The following is a 20548-nucleotide window of genomic DNA, read 5'->3' on the forward strand; positions in this document are numbered from 1 at the left end:
CCTAACATTCCGTAGCCGGGTGTGCCGGACCCTGGGGCCCGGCACACCCGAACGATGCGGAACTAGCGCTTCTGCTTGACGATCTTTTCCTGGTCGACTTCGCCCTCGGAGATGGCGTCATGCTCCTCGTGGCCGGCGCCTACCAGGTGGTTGTCACCCTCGCCGAAAAAGCCCTTCTTGAAGTCGACGATCGAAGACTTCAAGGCGGCGACGGTGTCGTCGTCCAGCACGTTGGTCTGGGCCAGCGTGGTCAGGATCGAGGACTTGTGGCGCAGGTGCTCCAGGAACTCAGACTCAAAGCGGCTGATGTCCTCCACCGGAACGTCGTCCAGGTAGCCGTTGGTGCCGGCCCAGATGGACACCACCTGGTCCTCGACCGGGAACGGCGAGTACTGGCCCTGCTTCAGCAGTTCCATCAGGCGGGCGCCGCGGGTCAGCTGCTGGCGGGATGCTGCGTCCAGGTCGGATGCGAACATCGCGAACGCCTGCATGTCGCGGTACTGGGCCAGGTCCAGCTTCAAAGTACCGGAGACCTTCTTCATGGACTTCACCTGGGCGGCACCGCCAACGCGGGACACCGAGACACCCACGTCAACAGCGGGACGCTGGTTGGCGTTGAAGAGGTCGGACTGCAGGAAGATCTGGCCGTCCGTGATGGAGATGACGTTGGTCGGGATGTAGGCGGACACGTCGTTCGCCTTGGTCTCGATCAGCGGCAGGCCGGTCATGGAGCCGGCACCGAGCTCGTCGGAGAGCTTGGCACAACGCTCCAGCAGGCGGGAGTGCAGGTAGAAGACGTCGCCCGGGTAGGCTTCACGTCCCGGCGGGCGGCGCAGCAGCAGCGACACGGCGCGGTAGGCTTCGGCCTGCTTGGACAGGTCATCGAACACAATCAGGACGTGCTTGCCGCCGTACATCCAGTGCTGGCCGATGGCCGAGCCTGCGTACGGTGCCAGGTACTTGAAGCCTGCGGGGTCGGAGGCGGGAGAAGCCACGATGGTGGTGTATTCCAGCGCGCCGTTGTCCTCGAGGGTCTGGCGGATGGCGGCGATGGTGGACGCCTTCTGCCCGATGGCGACGTAGATGCAGCGGACCTGCTTGGTGACATCGCCCGAAGCCCAGTTGGCCTTCTGGTTGATGATGGTGTCGATCGCGATGGCGGACTTACCGGTCTGGCGGTCGCCGATGATGAGCTGGCGCTGGCCGCGGCCGATCGGAATCATGGCGTCAATAGCCTTGAGGCCGGTCTGCATCGGCTCGTGGACCGACTTGCGCTGGGTCACGCCGGGAGCCTGAAGCTCCAGGGCGCGGGTGGTCTCGGCCTTGATCTCGCCGAGGTCGTCGATGGGCACGCCCAGCGGGTCAACAACGCGGCCCAGGAAGGCGTCGCCCACGGGCACGGACAGAACCTGTCCGGTGCGGTGGACTTCCTGGCCTTCTTCAATGCCGGTGAAGTCGCCGAGGATGATGACGCCGATCTCGCGGACGTCAAGGTTCTGGGCCAGGCCCAGGGTTCCGTCCTCAAAGCGCAGCAGCTCGTTCGCCATGACCGAGGGAAGGCCCTCAACACGGGCGATGCCGTCACTAGCGGTGGTTACGCGGCCGACCTCTACGCGCTCTGCGTTTCCGGGTTCGTAGGACGCCGCGAACTCGTTCAGCGCATTACGGACGTCGTCGGCGTTGATGGTCAATTCGGCCATCTGCAGTCCCTGCTCTCCTGTTTTGTGATCACCTTGCGGTGACCGGGGTTTCTATCAGTTAGGTTGTGCTTGTCCGGCTAGCCGGCCAGCTGGCGCTGCAGCTCGCCCAGCTTGGTGAGGACCGAAGCGTCAAGCACTTCGTCACCGACCTGGACGCGGATGCCGCCAATGAGTGCCGGGTCAACATTGACGTTGACCTTCAGTTCCCGCCCGTACAAGGCATTCAGGCCAGCCTGCAGGCGGGCAAGCTGCGTCTGGGTCAATGGACGGGTCACGCTGACCGTTGCAATCCAGCGCTGCTGCCGCTTGGCCGCCAGTTCGGCGAACCGCTGCACAAGCCGGGTTGGCTTGATGCCGCGGGGCTGGGTCACAGCCTGGGCAATGAGGACTTTGGCCTCCTCACTGGCGCCCGGCACAAGCTTCTCCGCAAGTGCAACCTTGGCTGCACTGCTGGCCTGTGGTTCGGACAGAGCACGTTGTACCTCATGGCTGGAGGCAACAGCCTGGTTGAAGGAGAACAGGTCGTTCTCCAGCTCTTCCAGGCCAGTGATTCCGGAGGCAGAAACGGCCGACTTGTTTTCAGCAACGGAAATGACCACCGTTGCGGCAAGAGTCTCGAGTGCATCGCCGATATCACGGGCGGTTGCCCAGCGTGAGCTGGCCAGTCCGCCTGCGATGTCTGCAGCATCAGCGGAGACTTTCCCGCCAACCAGCTGCTTGACCAGCGCCGACTTTTCGTCACCATTGCGGGACGGGTCAGTCAGGGCGCGGCGCAAGCCAGCCGAGCTGTCCACCATTCCCAGAATTCCGAAGAGTTCCTTTGCCAGCTGCAGCGACGCCGTCGGAAGCTTTGCTTCCAACTCTGCCAGCGCTTTTGCCAGCGATTCGCTCGATACGCCTGCCATTACTTAGCTGCACCTGCGTTCTGGGACTCCAGATCTGCCAGGAAGCGGTCCACGACCCGTGCTGCACGCTCATCGTCATTGAGCGATTCGCCCACGATGCGGCCTGCCAGGGTGGTGGCAAGGGTGCCTACCTCAGAGCGCAGGGACACAACGGCCGCCTGGCGCTCGGATTCGATCTGTGCGTGCGCCTGCGCAGTGATGCGGGCGGACTCGGCGGCCGCCTTCTCCTTGAGATCCGCGAGGATCTGGGCACCTTCGGCGCGGGCTTCCTCACGGATGCGGTTGGCTTCGGTGCGGGCGTCGGTCAGCTGCTGCTTGTACTCTTCGAGTGCAGCAGACGCCTCAGCCTGGGCCTTTTCAGCCTTGGCGATGCCGCCTTCGATGGCCTCGGCACGCTCTGCGAAGGTCTTCTCGAACATCGGGACAACAAACTTGACCACGATGAAGAAGAGGATGGCAAAGCCCACGAAGACAACCAGCATTTCCCAGGCATTGGGAATAAGTGGGTTGACGTCGCCTTCAGCGGCGGCTGAGATGATCAGCTGATGCATATTTCACCCGTCCTTATCTACTCGGTTCTGAATGTTCGCTGAAGTTCTGAAGGTTTACTTGAGAACGAAGGCGAAGACCAGGCCCAGGATGGCGAGTGCTTCGGTCAGCGCCAGGCCAAGGAATGCGATCGGCTGCAGGACGCGCTGGGCTTCCGGCTGACGTGCAACGCCGTTGATGTAGGCAGCGAACACGAGACCCACACCGATACCACCGCCGATAGCCGAGAGGCCATAGCCGATGAGGTTGAGGGAGCCGTTGATGGAGCCTTCCATTTTTTTTCCTTTCAAGATGCCACTTTGTGTGGCAGGTTGTTTGGGTTGCTTCATCCCCGCGAGGGGAAGACTGTGGTGGGCCGGTGGAGCGTCGCTTCCGGCGGGGTGCCTAGTGGCTGTCGGCGTGGAGTGCGCCTTCGATGTAGATCGCGGTCAGCAGCGTGAAGACGTAGGCCTGGAGGACCATGATCAGGGCTTCGAGCATGTACATGGCGATGGCACCTGCCAGCACCAGGACCGACGTTCCCTTCAGCAGCACGTTCTCCTGCATGATGAGGTACTCGATGCCGGAACCGGCGATCATCACGATCAGGTGGCCGGCAAGCATGGTGGCGAACAGACGGAGGCTGTGCGTGACGGGCCGGACAACGAAGTTGGAGATGATCTCGATCGGAATAACGATCGGCAGGATGTACCACGGCACGCCCGAGGGGACGGTGGCCAGCTTGAAGTAGCGCAGGCCGTTCTTCTTGACGCCGATGGCGATCCAGGTGATGTAGACCAGGCCGGCCAGCACGTACGCTCCACCCACGTGCGAGAACGTGGGGAGCTGGAACACCGGGATGGCGCCGTAGATGTTGTTGACCAGGATGAAGAAGAACAGGCTGAACAGGAGGGGGACGTACTTGATGAAGTCCCTGCCGCCGATGATGTCCTTGGCAATGCCGTTGCGGACAAAGCCGTAGGCGGCTTCACCGGCAAACTGGAGCTTGCCTGGTACCAGCTGCTGCTTGCGTGCGGCGAGCACGAAGAAGACGGCGATAAAGACAACAGAGAGGAGGACCAGCAGCATCTGCTTGGAGAATCCTTCTGCGGCACCCCACGGCAGGATTGCCGGCAAATGCATTTCGTTAATACCAGGAGGAGTGAACTCTCCTGAATCTTGGGCCGGGAGCGCAAGCGCGATCAACGCGTTTCCTCTCTGCAGTGTCCATCATTGGGCGTTGGGCGGGGTCCGGCAGCCTGACAGCCTGCTGTTCCCCCTGTGAAATTATTTGGCATTATCTATTCCGTCCTGGGACGGTGCGCTGGGAGCGTGGCGCCCATCAGCATTTTTGCGGGAACTGGTGAGGCCGTGCATGTGGGAAAGGTAGAAACCTCCGACGGCTCCAAGCAGAGCGCCTGCGAGCACAATCCAGCGCGTTCCCCACAGATAATCCAGTCCCCACCCTATCAAACTCCAGACGATGATTCCGCCAATGATGTAGCTGAATACAGCCATTCCAGCGTTGTAGCCGCCATCGGTGGAAGCGTCGGAATCAGTTGCTGCGGAGCCGTTGGATCCGGGCCTGCCATGTGCGCCGGCCGCGGACTTCTTCTGGTCAGGCATGGTTTCCTCCCTTATCGTCTGGATCGTTGTAGATCTGGAGGCGGGCCCTGCTGAAGCCGTGGATCTCCGCGGCCTGCCAGAGGACGACCGCCACCACGGCTCCGATGATGAACCAGCGTCCGTGGAGCCATTCCGGGGCGCCGATGACGAACAGGACGACGGCGAAGCCAATCACTTTGATGAAATAGGTGGCTACGAACATCCCGATTGCGCCGGAGGGGTTCCCGCGTCCCACGAAGTGGCCAATCAGCAGGCTGATCGCGAAGAACAGCATGACCAGCAGGCCCCCGAGCAAACTGGAGACCGCGCCGGTCGCCCCGTTGAGAAGTCCGGCGGGAACGGCACACAGCGCAAGTCCGGCCGCCGCGGCAATCGAACTGCGTTTGAGCAGGTTCAGCCACAGCGAACGGGTGGGACCGGAGGCGCCAACGCGTCCGTTGCCGGAGGCAGGTCCGGACTCGGCGTTGGAGGTCATTCGATCCCAATCGTCGGCACCACAGGGCAGATCGCCAGGTGGCAGGGGGTGGAGTGGCAGCTTGGGCTGCCCCTAAATTCTACACGAGATAGAACATCCTTAGGTCACCGGGAGCCGCGTTACCTTGGACCGGCGCCGGTAGCGGCGGATCAGGTCCGGACTGGCCAGGTACATGGCAAGCACCAGCACAGTTGCGGCCACGCATAAGGCCACAACAGGCAACTGGGCGGTGGCGGCAACAAAACCGAGGACAATCACGGCAAGGGTGGACACGGTAACGGCAGCCGCCGACTGCAGGTGTGAGAAGCCGACGTCGGTAAGCCGCTGGTAGACGTGTTCGCGGTGCGATGCGTACCAGCGCTCCCCCGCCTTGATGCGGCGCAGCAGGGTGTAGCCGGTATCTGCGGCGTAGACGAGGATCGGCGACAGGACGTACTCCACGTACACCCCGCCGAGGAAGCCTGCCACCGCAAGGGCAGCTACTGACGCTCCCAGCAGATAACTGCCGACGTCGCCCAGGAACACGGAACTCCGGCCCAGGTTCCACGGCAGGAAGCCGAGGAAGGACATCGCGAGCACGGCGCCGCCGGCGGTCAGCCAGGGTTGTTCGGACAGCATCCCCGCCACCGCGTATGCGCCGCCGGCGGTGACCCCGTGAAGTCCCGAGATGCCGTTGACGCCGTCCATGAAGTTGGCGATGTTGACGTAGGCAGCTATCGCCAGTGCCCCGAGGGGCAGCCACCAGAACGATTGCCCCGTGAGGACGATCAGCACCGCCGACCCGGCCGCACCGATTCCGAGCTGGGCCGCGGCCCGGCCCCGGATGGACAGGCCGCGGAGGTCTTCAATCCAGCCGACGGCGGCACACGTGACAATGACGCCCAGAATGACGGCCAGGACCGAGCGGTCCACCGTGACGACGCCCAGCAGCAAAGCGGCACCGTACCCAATGACCGTTGCTGCGGCGGTGGCGACTCCCATGCCACGAATGGTCACTTTGACGTGGGACGAACGTGCGGAAGGAACATCCACGACGCCCATCCGCACCAGCAGGGGCTTCACGGCAAAGGGAAGCAGCAGGCTTGCCAGCAGGGTAATCGCAGCCATCAACGCCAGGGGAATCATGACGCCACCCGGATCTCGCCCGAGTCGTCGGCCTCTTCATCAGGGATGTCGGCGATCTGGAGGCCCTGCTCTGCCTCGCAGCGCGCCAGCCAGACATTGAGGTCCAGCTTGTCCGGGTCCTGCTCTGTGGCCCTGGTGTGTGAAATTTTCGGATGCAGGGGCCGCTGGTCCAGCTCACCGTTGCCCACCAGTTCCTCATGCAGTTTCTCCCCGGGCCGCAGGCCGGTGTAAATGATCTCCACGTCCTTTCCCGACATGGCAATCATCCGCTGGGCCACGTCCAGGATCCGGACCGGTTCGCCCATGTCCAGGATCAGCACATCGCCGCCGGCACCAATGGCGCCTGCCTGGATCACCAACTGGCAGGCCTCGGGGATGGTCATGAAGAACCGGGTGACCTCGGGGTCTGTGACGGTGACGGGACCGCCAACGCGAATCTGCTCGGTGAAGAGCGGCAGCATGGAGCCACGGCTGCCCATCACATTGCCGAACCGGACGGAGACGTACTTGCCGCCGGTCTGGCCGGCCATCCAGGCAGTAAGTTTTTCCGCAACCCGTTTGGAGTGGCCAAGGGCCGTGGTGGGGTTGGCTGCCTTGTCAGTGGAAATGTTCACGAAGTGGGTGACGCCGGCGCGCTGGGCAGCACGCAGGACGTTCAGCGTGCCGCACACGTTGGTTTTCCAGGCTTCCACGGGGTACTGCTGGAGCAGCGGCGCGTGCTTGAGCGCAGCAGCGTGGAACACTACCTCGGGGCGGCGGTTGTTGAAAATGTCCTGCAGCGCTTCGCCGTCCCGGATGTTCGCCAGCACGGTGTCCCTGCCGGCCAGCAGGCCGCGGCCGGTGATGGAGATCTGGGTCTGCTGCAACCCGGTCTCGTCATGGTCCAGCATGATCAGTTCAGCAGGGTGGAACTGCACGATCTGCCGGCACAGCTCCGATCCGATCGACCCCCCGGCTCCGGTGACCAGCACCCGCTTGCCCTTGATGTACCCGGCGATCTCGTCGACCTCAATGTCCACGGGCCGGCGGCCAATCAGGTCCTCCACCGCGACGTCGCGGAAGTCGGAGAAACCGGCGGGGGCGCCCGTGCCCAGCATGTCCCGCAGCGGGGGCAGGACCAGGACGCGCACGTTCAAGCCGGCAACCGCATCCGAGATCCGGCGGACCACGCTGGCCTCCACGTTGGCGAACGCCAGGACCAGCACCTTCGCACGGGTGCGGCGAATGATCGCGGGCAGGTCATCACCGCGGCCCTGGACCTGGACGCCCGAAAGCCGAAGATGCTTCTTGGCGGGGTCGTCATCAACGAGGCCCACCGGGAAATATGGCGAATCCGGGTCCTGCAGCATCCGGGTCACCAGGGAGTTGCCCAGGAACCCGGCACCATAAACCAAGGTGTTTTGCGCTCCGTCCCCGGGCCTGGTCTTGCCCTCCACGTAGAGCCGTTTGGCGTAGCGGGCGGCGCACATGAAGAGGCAGGCAAACGGGAAGGCGATCAGGCCCACACTGCGGCCGATGTTGATCTCCGCGTAAAGCACCAGCAGGCTTGCGGTAATCGTGGCAGCCACAATGACGGTGACGAAAACGAGTGCCCGGGCTTCCTGGAAGCTGCCGAACGGGTACCGGCCCCGGTAGAGGGCCAGGGAGTAGCCGGCCAGCATCTGTGCCACCACAGCGATGGCTGCGATGAGGCAGGCGCCGGCGAACTGTTCCACGCGGATGCCCATCTCATACCGCAGCAGCAGTGCCAGGCCGATGGCCACCACCCACGACATCGAGTCGAGGAAGAGCTGGATCCAGATCCAGAGGGCGGGCTTCTCGTCCCGTACTGCGGCAGGTGCGCGCGTTTCTGATTGTGTACTCAACGAAGGATGCAACCGACTTCCACTACCACGGCGGCCAGGCGCCTGTTTCAAAATACCCCGCCGCGAAACTGTCGGACGGCGTCGGGGCTTAGAACGATACTAATCGCTCCGGGTTCCGCTTCCAGGATGCACCGGCAGCGGCGCCATGGGTTTCCAGTCGGCGTCGGCAAGGATAATGCGCGATTCACGCCATCCCCGCAACAGCGCGCCGGCCCCTTTGAGGGTCCGCTCGACCAGGACCAGACGGGCCAGTTCCTTCAGGAAAGTCAGGGCCGTGCCAGCCGCGAAACCCACGCGGTTGAATCTGCCATACGCGCGCAAATAGTGCGCCACGTGCCCGCGGTTGCGCATCACATAGCGGCGGCTCAGGTCGGACGAATCATTGAGGTGCCGCAGCCCAAGGTCCACTTGGCGCTGCGCCCGGACCTTCTTGATGACAAAGGCATTGACGTACACCACAGGAGTTTGCTGCGCGGCAAGCCAGCCGTAGATGAGGTCGTCCCAGGTGATAAAGAAGCGCGGGTCCGGCAGGCCGATGCTTCGGGCCACTGAGGCCTTGATGAGCATGCCTTCGAAGTTTCCCACATTCGTGCGGAATACGGCGGAGTGCCGGAAAACGTCCCGCGAGACCGGGAGGAAGATGCCCAGGGCCTCGACAAAATGGTGCTGCCAGAAGAACGGTTTGCCGTTGGCATCGTAGCGGCGGCCGATCATGCAGGAGTAGTCCGGCGTGAACTTGTCCAGTGCCTCCACGGCACCTGGAAGCACCTCGACGTCGTCGTCCATCAGCCACAGCCATTCGGCGCCGGACTCCAGTGCCAGCTCCACGCCCCGGCAGAATCCGCCGGCGCCGCCGACGTTCCGGTCGAGCCGTTCGTACTGGATGGGAGGTCCGCCGGCCGCGATGGCCTGCGTTACGACGTCCGCCGTATGGTCGGTGCTGGCGTTGTCCACGACAAGGATCCGCGCCGGCGCGGTGCTGAGGCGGGCGAAGGATTCCAGCAGGTTGCGCAGGAAGTCGGCGCGGTTGTAAGTGACGACGACGGCGTACAGGTTTTCCACGGCGGCTTAGCTGTTGGCGGACATCAGTTCCGCGGGCGAGCCGAAGCCCTTGCCGCGGAAGCCGGTGGTATACGCCCTGAACCAGTGCGTCAGGCCCTTGATGTCACCGGTCTTCAGGAAGTAATAGGGGAAGCCGACGATGTCCGCGCTGAACCACCGCAGGTTCCGGTACTTGCGGGTCAGGTAGCCGCGGTTGCGGAAATAGCAGTAGCGCTTGAACTCGCCCTCCGGGATGACGGGGGTAATGAACCCGCCGAACACCGGTTTCATCTCCGTCCAGGTAGCCGGGTGCTGCACGGCGACCGTGGCGAGCGTGCCGTACTTGAGCCCCGCCTTTTTCACGCGCGACAGGAAGTCCACTTCGTCGCCGCGGATAAAGAACTTCACGTCGGGGATACCGATGCGGTAGAAAACCTCGGTCCGGATCAGTGCGCCGTTGAAGAAGTGCACCATGTCAGGAAGGTAGCCCATCGGAGCCAGCCGTGACCGGTCGTTGGTGAGCAGCCCGTTGATGCGGAAGTTGAAGGACAGCCGGTTGGGGTCCGCCGTGGCGGCCACCAGTGGGCTGATGATGTCCAGCTGGTGCTCCTCTGCGGTGCGAAGGAGCTCGGCCAGGCAGCTGGCGTCTTCCGGATGGCCATCGTCGTCCATCATCCAGATCCACTCGGCGCCGCTGGCCATGGCTGCGAGGATGGCGTACGCGAAGCCGCCCGCGCCACCAAGGTTCGCTTCGGAGCGCAGGTAGTTGATGTTCTGCGCTCCCCCGGCAGTAACGACGTCGTGGGCCGGGACGGTGCCGGAGTCCACCAGGGCAATCGAATGGATCGGCGCGGTCTGCTCGGCCAGGCCCTTAAGGAGCAGGGCAAGCTCCTCGTGGCGGTCAAAGGTTACGGCCGCGACGGCGACTTTCGGCTGCATGTCAGTTCCCGGCATGATTGTCGGTGGTGGCAGGGTTGTCGGTGGTGCTGACGGCACTGCTGCCGCCGACGGATGCTTCCGGCTCCGGGACCGCCGATGCGCCGGGTGCTTCGCCCTCCTCCTCAGCCATGGGAATCTCGCCCAGGCCCAGGACGCCCGGGACGTGCTCACGCAACCGGTCCAGGCTCACCGCTCCGTTCCGAACCACGCGAAGGATGGGGCCTGTGGCGTCCACGATGGTGGACGGCACGCCGGCTTCACCCTCCAACGGGCGCGGCCCGCCCTCCAGGTACACCTCGACCGAGTCCGCCAGCTGTTCCCGCGCCGCTGCAGCCGTCTGGGCCGGAGCCTGGCCGGTGCGGTTGGCGGAGGAAACGGCAAGCGGTCCGGTCAGGGTCAGCAGTTCCAGCGCAACCTCGTCGGCGGGCATCCGGAGCGCCACCGTTCCCTTGGTTTCGCCGAGGTCCCAGTCCAGCGACGGCTGCGCGTGCAGGATCAGGGTCAGGCCGCCCGGCCAGAAGGCCTCTGCCAGCTTGCGGGCCTCGGCTGAGACCTCGGTGGCCAGGCCGTCCAGTGCGTTGATGCGCGGAATCAGGACCGGCGGGGGCATGGTGCGGCTGCGCCCCTTGGATACCAGCAGCATGGTGACAGCCTGCGGTGAGAACGCATCCGCGCCGATGCCGTAAACCGTGTCTGTGGGGAGCACGACGCACTTCTTTTCGCTGATGGCACGCTGGGCATGTTCCAGGCCCCGTGCCCGCTCGTCGTCAATCGTGCAGTCATAAGTTGTGGTCACTGGCCCATTCTTTCATTCCGTGTGGCCTGGTCCGCGAGCAGGGCGCTGGTGGCGCGCTCTTTGCCGTTGAGGTCCAGGTGCGTCGTGATGGCTGTCCAGGATCCGGTCCTGGCAAGCATGGCGGCAATCCAGGCGGACTGGACTTCCGCGTGTTCCATGACGAAGTAGCCCCCGGGACGCAGCAGCCGGGCAGCGGAGGCGGCCGCCGCCGTCGGAAGTTCCATGCCGTCCGCTCCCCCGCCGTACAAAGCCTCCGGCGGGTCGTGCAGGGCTACTTCGGGTTCGTTGGGAATGGCTTCGGCCGGGATGTACGGCGGGTTGGAAACCACGACGTCGACCGTCCCGTTGAGTTCCGGAAAGGCATCCCGCAGGTCCCCCAGGACAAGGTGGACGCCCAGCGGGGCGAGGTTTCTCGCAGCCCAGGCGTGGGCGAACGGGCTGAATTCGACGGCATGCACCTCCGCGCCGGGCACTTCGTGCGCGAGGGAGCCCGCGATGGCCCCGGAGCCGGTTCCCAGGTCCACGATGCGCGGGTGGGGCATGCCCTTGACGTGGTCGATGGCCAGCTGGACCACGGACTCGGTCTCCGGGCGCGGGATGAACACGCCGGGTCCCACGGCAAGTTCAAGGTAGCGGAAGTGCGCTGTCCCGGTGATGTGCTGCAGCGGGATGCGGCGGGCACGTTCGGCGACAAGCTCGGCGTATCCCCTGGGCGCCGGCGTGTCGCCCAGCATCAGGGAGCGGAGGCGGCCCAGCCCGACATTGAGGAGATGGTCCGCGAGCAGCTCCGCGTCTGCGCGCGGACTGGGGACGCCGGCCTCGGCCAGGACGGCCGCCGCTTCACGGACCGCCGCAGCCAGGGACTGGGCAGGCGCCGCTTGGGTGGGCTCAGTCATGCGAGGTTCCCGGTCAGTCGCCGATGGCGTCCAGCCGCGCCTGCTCATCCATCTCGATGGCGGACTGGATGACCGGTTCCAGGTCCCCGTTCATGACCTGGTCCAGGTTGTAGGCCTTGTACCCGGTGCGGTGGTCCGCGATCCGGTTTTCCGGGTAGTTGTAGGTCCGGATGCGTTCCGAGCGGTCCATGGTGCGGATCTGCGACTTGCGCTGCGCGGAGTTCTCGGCGTCGATCTGCTCCTGTTGGTGTGCCAGGATGCGTGCCCGCAGGACGCGCATGCCGGCCTCACGGTTCTGCAGCTGTGATTTCTCGTTCTGCATGGCCACCACGATGCCCGTGGGAAGGTGCGTGATGCGGACGGCCGAGTCCGTAGTGTTGACGGACTGGCCACCGGGGCCGGAGGACCGGTATACGTCGATCTTCAGGTCGTTCTGGTTGATTTCGAGCTCTTCGGGCTCGTCGACTTCCGGCAGGACCAGCACGCCGGCGGCGGACGTGTGGATGCGGCCCTGGGATTCGGTGACGGGGACGCGCTGGACGCGGTGCACGCCGCCTTCGAATTTGAGCCGGGCGTAGACGCCCTCGGCGGGGTCGTTGGAGTTGCCCTTGACGGCCACCTGGACGTCCTTGTACCCGCCAAGGTCGGATTCGGTGGCGGAGATGATTTCGGTCTTCCAGCCGCGCGACTCAGCGTACCGGGTGTACATGCGCAGCAGGTCGCCGGCGAACAGGGCAGCCTCGTCGCCGCCTTCACCGCCCTTGACTTCAAGGATCACGTTGCGGGCGTCGTCAGGATCGCGGGGAATCAGCAGGCGCCGGAGTCTGGCCGCGGCAGTTTCGAGTGCAGCTTCAAGTTCAGGCACCTCAGCCGCGAACTCGGGATCCTCGTCAGCCATTTCCTTGGCAGCAGCAAGGTCATCCCGGATGCCCTCCCACTTGTGGTAGGCCTCCACAATGCCATTGAGCTGAGCCGACCGCCGCCCCAGCTTCCGGGCAAGCCGCTGGTCAGCATAAACAGCAGGATCCCCCAGCTGCGCCTGGATAGCATCATGCTCATCAAGCAGGCCCTGTACGGACTCAAACATCTTTCAAAACCTTTCGACGCGCTGGGAAACAGTCTAGTTTCGCCGAGCGACTGGTGAGACAACGGCATGGCGTTCGGATTTTGCCGCCCCGGGAGTCGCATCGGGCCTGCCGGAGCTGGGAGGCTGACGATCGAAGATCGAAAGCCTCCCAGCGGAGGGGCGGGGGCGGCAAAATCCGAACGACAAAGGGGCGGGGGCGGAAAACCCGCGCGGCGAACCACGCGAGGAATCCGCACCCCGCCCCGAACTCAGCTACTTGTCGTTATCCGACTTCGCACCAAGCGTCGTCTTCTGGACCTGCATGAGGAACTCGACGTTGCTCTGGGTTTCCCGGATCTTGTTGGTGAGCAGTTCAAGGCTCTGCTGGGTCTCGAGTCCGGAGAGGACGCGGCGCAGCTTCCACATGATCTTGACTTCTTCGGGCGAGAGCAGGTTTTCCTCGCGGCGGGTGCCGGAGGCGTTGACGTCCACGGCCGGGAAGATGCGCTTGTCAGCCAGCTGGCGGGACAGGCGGAGCTCCATGTTGCCGGTGCCCTTGAACTCTTCGAAGATGACCTCGTCCATCTTGGATCCGGTCTCTACGAGTGCCGTTGCCAGGATGGTGAGCGAGCCGCCGTTTTCGATGTTGCGGGCTGCACCGAAGAAGCGCTTGGGCGGGTACAGCGCGGCGGAGTCCACACCACCGGACAGGATGCGGCCGGAGGCCGGTGCTGCCAGGTTGTAGGCGCGGCCCAGGCGGGTCATGGAGTCCAGGAGGACCACCACGTCCATGCCCATTTCCACCAGGCGCTTGGCGCGTTCGATGGAGAGTTCGGCCACGGTGGTGTGGTCGTCGGCGGGACGGTCGAACGTGGAGGCAATGACCTCACCCTTGACGGTGCGCTGCATGTCCGTGACTTCTTCGGGGCGTTCGTCAACCAGCACCATCATGAGGTGGACCTCAGGGTTGTTGGTGGTGATCGCGTTGGCGATGGACTGCAGGATGAGCGTCTTGCCGGCCTTGGGCGGGGAGACGATCAGGCCGCGCTGGCCCTTGCCGATGGGGGCAACGAGGTCGATGACGCGGGGACCGATCTTCTTGGGGTCGGTCTCCAGGCGCAGGCGCTCGGACGGGTACAGCGGAACCAGTTTGGCGAACTCTACGCGGTCCTTGAGCTCTTCCGGGGTCTTGCCGTTGACGGACGTCACGCGCACCAGGGCGTTGAACTTCTGGCGGTTGGACTGCTGGCTGCGGTCCTCGCCGTCACGGGGTGCACGGATGGCGCCGACGACGGCGTCGCCCTTGCGGAGGTTGTACTTCTTGACCTGGGCCAGGGAGACGTAGACGTCGTTGGGGCCGGGCAGGTAGCCGGAGGTGCGGATGAACGCGTAGTTCTCCAGGACATCCAGGATGCCGGCGACGGGCAGCAGCACGTCGTCTTCGGTGATTTCGACGTCGTCCACGTCCGGGCCCTGGTTGCGGCCACGGCGGCGGTCGTTCCGGTCGCGGAAGCGGTCATTGCGGGAGTTGTCCCGGTCCTGGCCGCCGGAGCGGTCGTTGCGGTCGTTCCGGTCGCGGCGGTTCCGGCGGTTGCGGCGGCTTCCGCCGTCGCTGTCATCGGTGTCGCGGTTGTCCCGGCTGCCTTCACGCTGGCCCGCCTCGCGGCTGCCGCTGTTGTCACGGCCGCCGTCCGACTCGCGGGAGGTGTTGTCGCGGCCGCGGGTACGGCCGCCGTCACGGCGTTCGGTGCGCTGGCCGGCGTCGCCCGTTTCCGTTGCGGGGGCTTCGGTGCGCTGCTCGCCGGAACGCTGTTCCGCGGCGGGCTGTTCTGCCGGAGTTTCGGCCGGTGCTTCCTGGACGGAGGCGGCAACGGCTTCGCTGCGGCGGCGGTTGCGGGTGCGCGGCTGGCGGCGTTCAGAAGCGCCGTCGGCTGCTTCCGTAGTTTCCACGGGGGCGGCCGACGGCGCCTCAACGGTTTCGCCGGCAGGTGCGGCAGGGGTTTCCACAACGGGAGCTTCGGTTGCCGGGGCAACCACCCCGTCACTCACGGCGCGGCGGCTGCGGCCGCGTCCACGGGCACGGGTGCCTTCCGTGGCGGGAGCTTCGGCGGCCGGGGCCTCCGGAGCGGATGCCGGTGCAGCTGCGGCCGGGGCCACGGTGGACTCCGAAGCCTTTTCCGTTGCCTTTGCGGGGGCCTTGGCGGTGAGTGTTCCTGCACGGTGGGCGGAAATGGCCGAGACCAGGTCCCCCTTGCGCATGCGGGATCCGCCGGAAATACCGAGCTGGCTGGCAAGGGCCTGCAGCTGGGCGAGCTTCAGGCCGGCGAGGCCGCTGCTCTTGGCGGTTGCGGCCGGTGATTCGGCAGCAGAAGTTGTGTGTTCCACAGCTGGCGACAGCTCAGTGGTTTCGGTCACGAAGGATCCTTCCCCCTCGACGGCGTCCAGACTGGGAGCTGGGCGCGATGATTTGATCTGGGCTGCAGTTCAGATCTGCAGCCGGGATTTCGGCCTTGCCGGTTGGATTTCGGCCAGCAGGGCCGGATACTGATTCACCTTGCGCTGTGCCCATGGCACAACGCCGGGCTGACGGTTCAGGGGCAGTTGGATGCTGCAGATTCCTGCGACAGACCAAGCAGGTGGCACCGGAATACATTCACAGTCGTAGATCAAATAGCAACTGAATGCAGGAGCAGATCAGATAGGCGGAATTACCGCCGGTGCAGTTCAACCTTAGCACCTTCAACGTCCACTGCGAGCTTCAGCACGCGCCAGCCGACGTCCGGCGTGTTCTCCGCCGTATATGCCCCGATGAAGGCGAGGGCATTGCCTGCCTGCTCTTCACCGTTTGCGAGCACCAGAACGGTGGGCCCGGCGCCGGAAACCACCGCCGCGTAACCCGCTTTGCGGAGGGCACCGATCAGCGCGGCACTGGGCCGCATGGCGTCAGCGCGGTAACTCTGGTGCAGGTAATCCTCAGTGCCGGGCAACAGGAATTCGGGGTTCTGCGTCAGTGCGTGGATCAGCAACGCCGCCCGGCCGGAGTTCATGGCGGCAGCGTGGTGCCCCACGGATGCCGGCAGCAGTGCGCGGGCCGCTTCGGTGGAAAGTTCGAAGTCAGGTACCGCCACGATGGGAATGACGGACCCGGCCACCGTTGCACTGGTGCTGCTGTACTGCTCACTGTCCTGCCATGACAGCGCCAGGCCGCCGAACAGGGCCGGTGCCACGTTGTCCGGATGGCCCTCCAGTTCGCTGGTGAGCTGGAGGATCCAGTCCTTCCCGCGCTGGTCTTCGGCCGGCACCATGGCGTTCGCGGCCGAGACTGCGGCCACCACCGCTGACGCGGAGGAACCGAGCCCCCGGCCGTGCGGGTTCACATTGTCAGCAACCACCCTCAGTCCGCCGTGCCGGTAACCCAGCCGTTCGAAGGCTGCGTCCATGGCCCGGACCACCAGGTGGCTCGCATCCCGCGGCAGGGTGTCCGCGCCCTCACCGCGGAGCTCGAACACGAGTTCGTCCGTATCGAGGCTCTCCACCGTGAGGGTGTCGTGCAGGGCCAGGGCGAGCCCAAGGCTGTCATAACCGGGACCGAGGTTGGCGCTGGTGGCCGGGACCCGGACGCTGACGCGCTGCCCCGGCTCAATCAGGTGCAGTCCGACGGCGGCCTGCGAAGTGGTGTCCAAGGCTACTTTTCTTCCAGTCCCAGCTCAGCGGCAACGGTGACCACGTCGTTCGAAACCTTGACGGGCTGGACATCGCTGCCGTCCTCCGTGCGCAGGGCCCACTGGGGGTCTTTGAGGCCATGCCCGGTAACCGTGATCACGATGGTCTTCCCGCTGGGCACCTCGCCTGCAGCGTGTTTCTTGAGCAGGCCGGCCACACCGGCGGCGGAGCCGGGCTCCACGAACACGCCTTCACGGGATGACAGCCAGCGGTGGGCGTTCAGGATCTCCTCGTCGGTGACGGCTTCGATGAGGCCGCCGGATTCGTCACGTGCGCCCACGGCTCCGTCCCAGGAAGCGGGGTTGCCGATGCGGATGGCCGTGGCGATGGTGTCCGGCTCGGTGATGGGGTGGCCCGCGACGAAGGGTGCTGCCCCGGCAGCCTGGAAGCCCCACATGGCAGGCGTCCTGGTGGAGACGGCGGGCAGGGTGCCGGCCGTGTCGGATTCGAAGGGGGTGGAGTACTCCTTGTAACCCTTCCAGTACGCCGTAATGTTGCCGGCGTTGCCCACGGGAAGGACGTGGATGTCAGGCGCGTCGCCCAGGGCATCCACCACTTCGAAGGCACCGGTCTTCTGGCCCTGGATGCGGGCGGGGTTGACGGAGTTGACCAGGAAGACGGGGTAGGACTCCCCCAGCTTGCGGGCAATGTCCAGGCAGTTGTCGAAGTTGCCGTCCACCTGCAGGAGGGTGGCGCCGTGCGCGATGGCCTGGCTGAGCTTGCCCATGGAGATCTTGCCTTCGGGCACCAGGACGGCGCACTTCAGGCCGGCGGCGGTTGCGTACGCTGCGGCGGAAGCGGAGGTGTTGCCGGTGGAAGCGCACACGACGGCTTTGGCGCCGGAGGCCACTGCGGCGGTCATGGCCATGGTCATGCCGCGGTCCTTGAAGGACCCGGTGGGGTTCATCCCCTCCACTTTCAGGTAGACCTCGGAACCGGTGAGTTCGGAGAGCTTCTGCGCGTGCACCAGCGGGGTGCCGCCCTCGCCCAGGGTGATCACCCTGGTGGACTCCGTCACGGGCAGACGGTCAGCGTATTCGCGGATGACACCGCGCCATTGGTGAGCCACTTAGACTCCTTCTACCCGCAAAACGGATGTAACGGAATTGATGACGTCCAGGCCCTTCACGGCCTCGACGGTGGCTGCAAGGGCAGCCTCTGATGCGCGGTGGGTGACGATCCGCAGTTCGGCCGACTCCACGTTGGATTCGGCGTCGCGGTGGATGGTCTGCCGCATGATTTCGATGGAGACGCCGTGCTCGGCGAACAGCTGGGCGATCCTGGCGAGGACGCCGGGCTGGTCTGCGACGTCGAGGCCGATGTAGTAGCTGGTGGTGGCCGCATCGATGGGCAGGGCCGGTACGTGGCCCGTGGTGGTCTCGGTGCGTCCCGGGCCCCCGAGGACCAGGCGTCGGGCGGCCGAGACGAGGTCGCCCAGGACGGCGGAGGCCGTGGGGGTGCCGCCGGCTCCCTGGCCGTAGAACATCAGCTCGCCGGCGTTTTCGGCCTCGATGAAGACGGCGTTGAATGCACCGCGGACAGCCGCGAGCGGGTGTTCGCGCGGCAGGAGGGTGGGGTGGACGCGGACGGACACGCCTTCCTTGCCATTGGCGTCGGCCAGTTTCTCCGCGATGGCCAGCAGCTTGATGACGAAGCCTGCATCCTTGGCGGCGGCGATGTCGGCTGCGCTGACGGACGTGATGCCTTCACAGTGCACGTCGTCCAGGGCGAAGCGGGTGTGGAAGGACAGCGAGGCCAGGATAGCGGCCTTCGCCGCGGCGTCGTGGCCTTCGACGTCGGCGGTGGGGTCCGCTTCGGCGTAGCCAAGGCGCTGGGCTTCGGCGAGGGCATCGGAGAACTGGGCGCCAGTGGTGTCCATCTGGTCAAGGATGAAGTTGGTGGTGCCGTTGACGATGCCCAGCACCCGGGTAATCCGGTCGCCCGAGAGGCTGTCGCGGATGGGACGGAGGATGGGGATGGCTCCGGCCACGGCGGCTTCGTAGGACAGCTGGACGTGGGCGTTGTCAGCCTCTTCGTAGAGGGTGGGTCCGTCCTGGGCCAGGAGCGCTTTGTTGCCCGTGACCACGCAGGCGCCGTTGCGCAGCGCGGAGAGGATCAGCGTGCGGGCGGGTTCAATGCCGCCCATCAGTTCGATCACCAGGTCCGCGTCCTTGACCAGGGTGTCGGCGTCGGTGGTGAAAAGCTCCTGCGGCAGGTCCACGTCGCGCGGGGCGTTGACGTTGCGCACGGCAATGCCGCTGAGCTGCAGGCGGGCACCGGTCCGGGCGGCAAGGGCGTCGGCGTCTTCGATGAGGATCCGCGCAACCTGGGCTCCAACGTTGCCACAGCCCAGCAGGGCTACATTCAGCGTTCGCATTTCCGTCATTCAGGCTCCCATGTCGCGGTTCAGCAGGTCTTCTTCGGTTTCCCCGCGGACAATCAGCCGGGCAGATCCGTCGCGCACCGCGACAACGCCCGGCCGGGCCAGATAGTTGTAGTTGCTCGAGAGGGCCCAGCAGTAGGCGCCGGTTCCCGGTACGGCAAGCAGATCACCGGCTGCCACGTCCTCGGGCAGATATACATCTCTAACAACTATGTCGCCGCTCTCGCAATGTTTGCCCACCACGCGGGACAGTTGCGCAGCCGCGCCGGATGTGCGCGAGGCCAGAACGGCCGAATAATCCGCGTCGTACAGCACCGGCCGGGCGTTATCGCTCATCCCGCCGTCCACCGAAACATACCGCCGGGGATACGTAACGTTGTTGCCCGCGTCACCGTCGGCGGAAGCCGCAGGGGCATCCACGCGGACCGTCTTCAGGGTGCCCACCTCGTAGAGGGTGAAGGTGGTGCTGCCCACGATGGCGCGGCCGGGCTCGATGGAGATGCGCGGCGACTCGATGCCCAGGTCGGCGCAGGTGGAACGCACGACGGCGGCCATCGCCGTCGCGATCTCTGCTGCGGGGCGGGGGGTGTCCACCGGCGTGTAGGCGATCCCGTATCCGCCGCCGAGGTCCAGTTCGGGCATGGTGATGGAGTATTTTTCCTGCACGGCGGCCAGGAAGCGCAGGAGCTTCTCCGCGGCCAGCGCAAAACCATCGGGTTCGAAGATCTGCGAACCAATGTGGCAGTGCAGGCCCAGCAGCTCGATGCCGGGATGGGCTGCTGCCGCTGCCACTGCTTCCTCGGCAGCGGAGATTCCGGCCTCATCAGTGGTGTCGGCCGCCATCGAGAGGCCGAACTTCTGGTCCTCATGGGCGGTGGCGATGAACTCGTGCGTGTGGGCGTGGACGCCGGGGGTCAGCCGAAGCATGACCTTCGCCTGTTCACCGCGGGCCTCGGCAATGCTGCCGACGCGCTTCAGTTCGGCCATGCTGTCCACCACGATCCGGCCAAGGCCCATGTCCAGCGCCCGGTGAATCTCGGCGTCGGACTTGTTGTTGCCGTGCAGGGCGACGTCCTCCCCGGGGATTCCGGCGCGGTGCGCCACGGCGAGTTCCCCGCCCGAGGCCGTATCCAGGCGCAGCCCTTCCTCCTCCACCCAGCGGACTACCGAGGTGCAAAGGAACGACTTTCCGGCGTAGTAGACATCCACTCCCCCGCAGACATCGGCGAATGCGTCGTTGAATGCGTCGCTGAATGCCCTGGCCCGGGCGCGGAAGTCGTTCTCGCTCATCACGAAAAGCGGTGTGCCGTACTGCCGTTTCAACTCGCTGACGGGGATGCCGTCAATGCTGACTTCGCCATCCCCGTTGCGCGCCACGTCATGCGCCCACATCGGTTCCTGGAGGTCATTGAGGTCCGCCGGGACGGCGAGCCATTCCGGGGCAAGCGGAGAACCCTGTGCTGCTGTGTGCGTCATCGGT

Annotated in this window: 19 protein-coding genes; all 19 read right to left on the reverse strand. The window is 65.3% G+C overall.

All coding sequences use genetic code 11. The annotated features are described in order from the left end of the window. Window positions 1-62 precede the first annotated feature (62 nt). The 19 genes from atpA to lysA all read right to left on the reverse strand — a co-directional run bounded on the left by atpA (window position 63) and on the right by lysA (window position 20544). Window positions 63-1700, reverse strand: coding sequence for a F0F1 ATP synthase subunit alpha (atpA, locus tag Q9R31_RS00690; protein ID WP_311260854.1), 1638 nt, complete (start codon window positions 1698-1700; stop codon window positions 63-65). A gap of 77 nt (window positions 1701-1777) precedes the next feature. Further along, entirely contained in the window at window positions 1778-2605 is an 828-nt protein-coding gene (locus Q9R31_RS00695) for a F0F1 ATP synthase subunit delta (protein WP_311260855.1), read from the reverse strand. After that, complete coding sequence (locus Q9R31_RS00700) at window positions 2605-3156, reverse strand: F0F1 ATP synthase subunit B (protein ID WP_018768405.1); 552 nt, start codon at window positions 3154-3156, stop codon at window positions 2605-2607. Before Q9R31_RS00700 ends, Q9R31_RS00695 begins: the two co-directional genes overlap by 1 nt. A 54-nt stretch (window positions 3157-3210) precedes the next feature. Beyond that, complete coding sequence (gene atpE / locus Q9R31_RS00705; protein WP_003804776.1) at window positions 3211-3429, reverse strand: ATP synthase F0 subunit C; 219 nt, start codon at window positions 3427-3429, stop codon at window positions 3211-3213. A gap of 109 nt (window positions 3430-3538) precedes the next feature. Next, window positions 3539-4339 carry a F0F1 ATP synthase subunit A gene (gene atpB / locus Q9R31_RS00710; protein ID WP_236798771.1) on the reverse strand — a complete coding sequence of 267 codons (801 nt, stop codon included), beginning with the start codon at window positions 4337-4339 and terminating at the stop codon, window positions 3539-3541. Between the two features lie 81 nt (window positions 4340-4420). Further along, on the reverse strand, window positions 4421-4759 hold the full coding sequence (locus tag Q9R31_RS00715) for a hypothetical protein (protein WP_311260856.1): 339 nt from the start codon (window positions 4757-4759) through the stop codon (window positions 4421-4423). Beyond that, window positions 4752-5234, reverse strand: a complete 483-nt coding sequence (locus tag Q9R31_RS00720; RefSeq protein ID WP_311260857.1) for a hypothetical protein — start codon at window positions 5232-5234, stop codon at window positions 4752-4754. The genes Q9R31_RS00715 and Q9R31_RS00720 overlap by 8 nt, the downstream gene beginning before the upstream one ends. Before the next feature lie 99 nt (window positions 5235-5333). Continuing rightward, window positions 5334-6341: a glycosyltransferase family 4 protein gene (locus Q9R31_RS00725; RefSeq protein WP_311260858.1), complete on the reverse strand. Its 1008-nt coding sequence runs from the start codon at window positions 6339-6341 to the stop codon at window positions 5334-5336. Between the two features lie 14 nt (window positions 6342-6355). Next, window positions 6356-8224, reverse strand: coding sequence for a nucleoside-diphosphate sugar epimerase/dehydratase (locus Q9R31_RS00730; protein WP_311260859.1), 1869 nt, complete (start codon window positions 8222-8224; stop codon window positions 6356-6358). Between the two features lie 99 nt (window positions 8225-8323). Next, the gene (locus Q9R31_RS00735; protein ID WP_311260860.1) at window positions 8324-9286 is read right to left on the reverse strand and encodes a glycosyltransferase; all 963 of its coding nucleotides are present in this window, start codon (window positions 9284-9286) and stop codon (window positions 8324-8326) included. Window positions 9287-9292: 6 nt separating this feature from the next. Continuing rightward, window positions 9293-10204 (reverse strand): glycosyltransferase, encoded by a 912-nt coding sequence (locus Q9R31_RS00740; protein ID WP_311260861.1) that lies wholly within the window; start codon window positions 10202-10204, stop codon window positions 9293-9295. A gap of 1 nt (window position 10205) precedes the next feature. Next, window positions 10206-11000: an L-threonylcarbamoyladenylate synthase gene (locus Q9R31_RS00745; protein ID WP_311260862.1), complete on the reverse strand. Its 795-nt coding sequence runs from the start codon at window positions 10998-11000 to the stop codon at window positions 10206-10208. Beyond that, entirely contained in the window at window positions 10997-11896 is a 900-nt protein-coding gene (gene prmC, locus Q9R31_RS00750; RefSeq protein WP_311260863.1) for a peptide chain release factor N(5)-glutamine methyltransferase, read from the reverse strand. Before prmC ends, Q9R31_RS00745 begins: the two co-directional genes overlap by 4 nt. Window positions 11897-11909: 13 nt before the next feature. Continuing rightward, window positions 11910-12983 (reverse strand): peptide chain release factor 1, encoded by a 1074-nt coding sequence (gene prfA, locus Q9R31_RS00755; RefSeq protein WP_311260864.1) that lies wholly within the window; start codon window positions 12981-12983, stop codon window positions 11910-11912. A 252-nt stretch (window positions 12984-13235) separates the two neighbouring features. After that, window positions 13236-15377, reverse strand: a complete 2142-nt coding sequence (rho, locus tag Q9R31_RS00760) for a transcription termination factor Rho (RefSeq protein ID WP_311260865.1) — start codon at window positions 15375-15377, stop codon at window positions 13236-13238. Between the two features lie 293 nt (window positions 15378-15670). Continuing rightward, the gene (thrB, locus tag Q9R31_RS00765) at window positions 15671-16645 is read right to left on the reverse strand and encodes a homoserine kinase (protein WP_311260866.1); all 975 of its coding nucleotides are present in this window, start codon (window positions 16643-16645) and stop codon (window positions 15671-15673) included. 2 nt (window positions 16646-16647) lie between these two features. Next, the gene (thrC, locus tag Q9R31_RS00770) at window positions 16648-17754 is read right to left on the reverse strand and encodes a threonine synthase (RefSeq protein WP_311260867.1); all 1107 of its coding nucleotides are present in this window, start codon (window positions 17752-17754) and stop codon (window positions 16648-16650) included. Next, a complete protein-coding gene (locus tag Q9R31_RS00775) occupies window positions 17755-19071 on the reverse strand; it encodes a homoserine dehydrogenase (protein ID WP_311260868.1) in 1317 nt (438 codons plus the stop codon). Then, window positions 19072-20544: a diaminopimelate decarboxylase gene (gene lysA, locus Q9R31_RS00780; RefSeq protein WP_311260869.1), complete on the reverse strand. Its 1473-nt coding sequence runs from the start codon at window positions 20542-20544 to the stop codon at window positions 19072-19074. It lies immediately after the preceding gene. Between the last annotated feature and the right edge of the window lie 4 nt (window positions 20545-20548).

Origin of the sequence: Pseudarthrobacter sp. BRE9 (genome assembly GCF_031844305.1) — a bacterium.
GTDB lineage: Bacteria > Actinomycetota > Actinomycetes > Actinomycetales > Micrococcaceae > Arthrobacter.

Bases quoted from the DNA above. Each gene is read 5' to 3' on its own strand.
- atpA (WP_311260854.1), bottom strand. From the start codon at position 1,700: ATGGCCGAATTGACCATCAACGCCGACGACGTCCGTAATGCGCTGAAC.
- Q9R31_RS00695 (WP_311260855.1), bottom strand. From the start codon at position 2,605: ATGGCAGGCGTATCGAGCGAATCGCTGGCAAAAGCGCTGGCAGAGTTG.
- Q9R31_RS00700 (WP_018768405.1), bottom strand. From the start codon at position 3,156: ATGCATCAGCTGATCATCTCAGCCGCCGCTGAAGGCGACGTCAACCCA.
- atpE (WP_003804776.1), bottom strand. From the start codon at position 3,429: ATGGAAGGCTCCATCAACGGCTCCCTCAACCTCATCGGCTATGGCCTC.
- Q9R31_RS00715 (WP_311260856.1), bottom strand. From the start codon at position 4,759: ATGCCTGACCAGAAGAAGTCCGCGGCCGGCGCACATGGCAGGCCCGGA.
- Q9R31_RS00720 (WP_311260857.1), bottom strand. From the start codon at position 5,234: ATGACCTCCAACGCCGAGTCCGGACCTGCCTCCGGCAACGGACGCGTT.
- Q9R31_RS00725 (WP_311260858.1), bottom strand. From the start codon at position 6,341: ATGGCTGCGATTACCCTGCTGGCAAGCCTGCTGCTTCCCTTTGCCGTG.
- Q9R31_RS00740 (WP_311260861.1), bottom strand. From the start codon at position 10,204: ATGCAGCCGAAAGTCGCCGTCGCGGCCGTAACCTTTGACCGCCACGAG.
- prmC (WP_311260863.1), bottom strand. From the start codon at position 11,896: ATGACTGAGCCCACCCAAGCGGCGCCTGCCCAGTCCCTGGCTGCGGCG.
- prfA (WP_311260864.1), bottom strand. From the start codon at position 12,983: ATGTTTGAGTCCGTACAGGGCCTGCTTGATGAGCATGATGCTATCCAG.
- Q9R31_RS00775 (WP_311260868.1), bottom strand. From the start codon at position 19,071: ATGACGGAAATGCGAACGCTGAATGTAGCCCTGCTGGGCTGTGGCAAC.
- lysA (WP_311260869.1), bottom strand. From the start codon at position 20,544: ATGACGCACACAGCAGCACAGGGTTCTCCGCTTGCCCCGGAATGGCTC.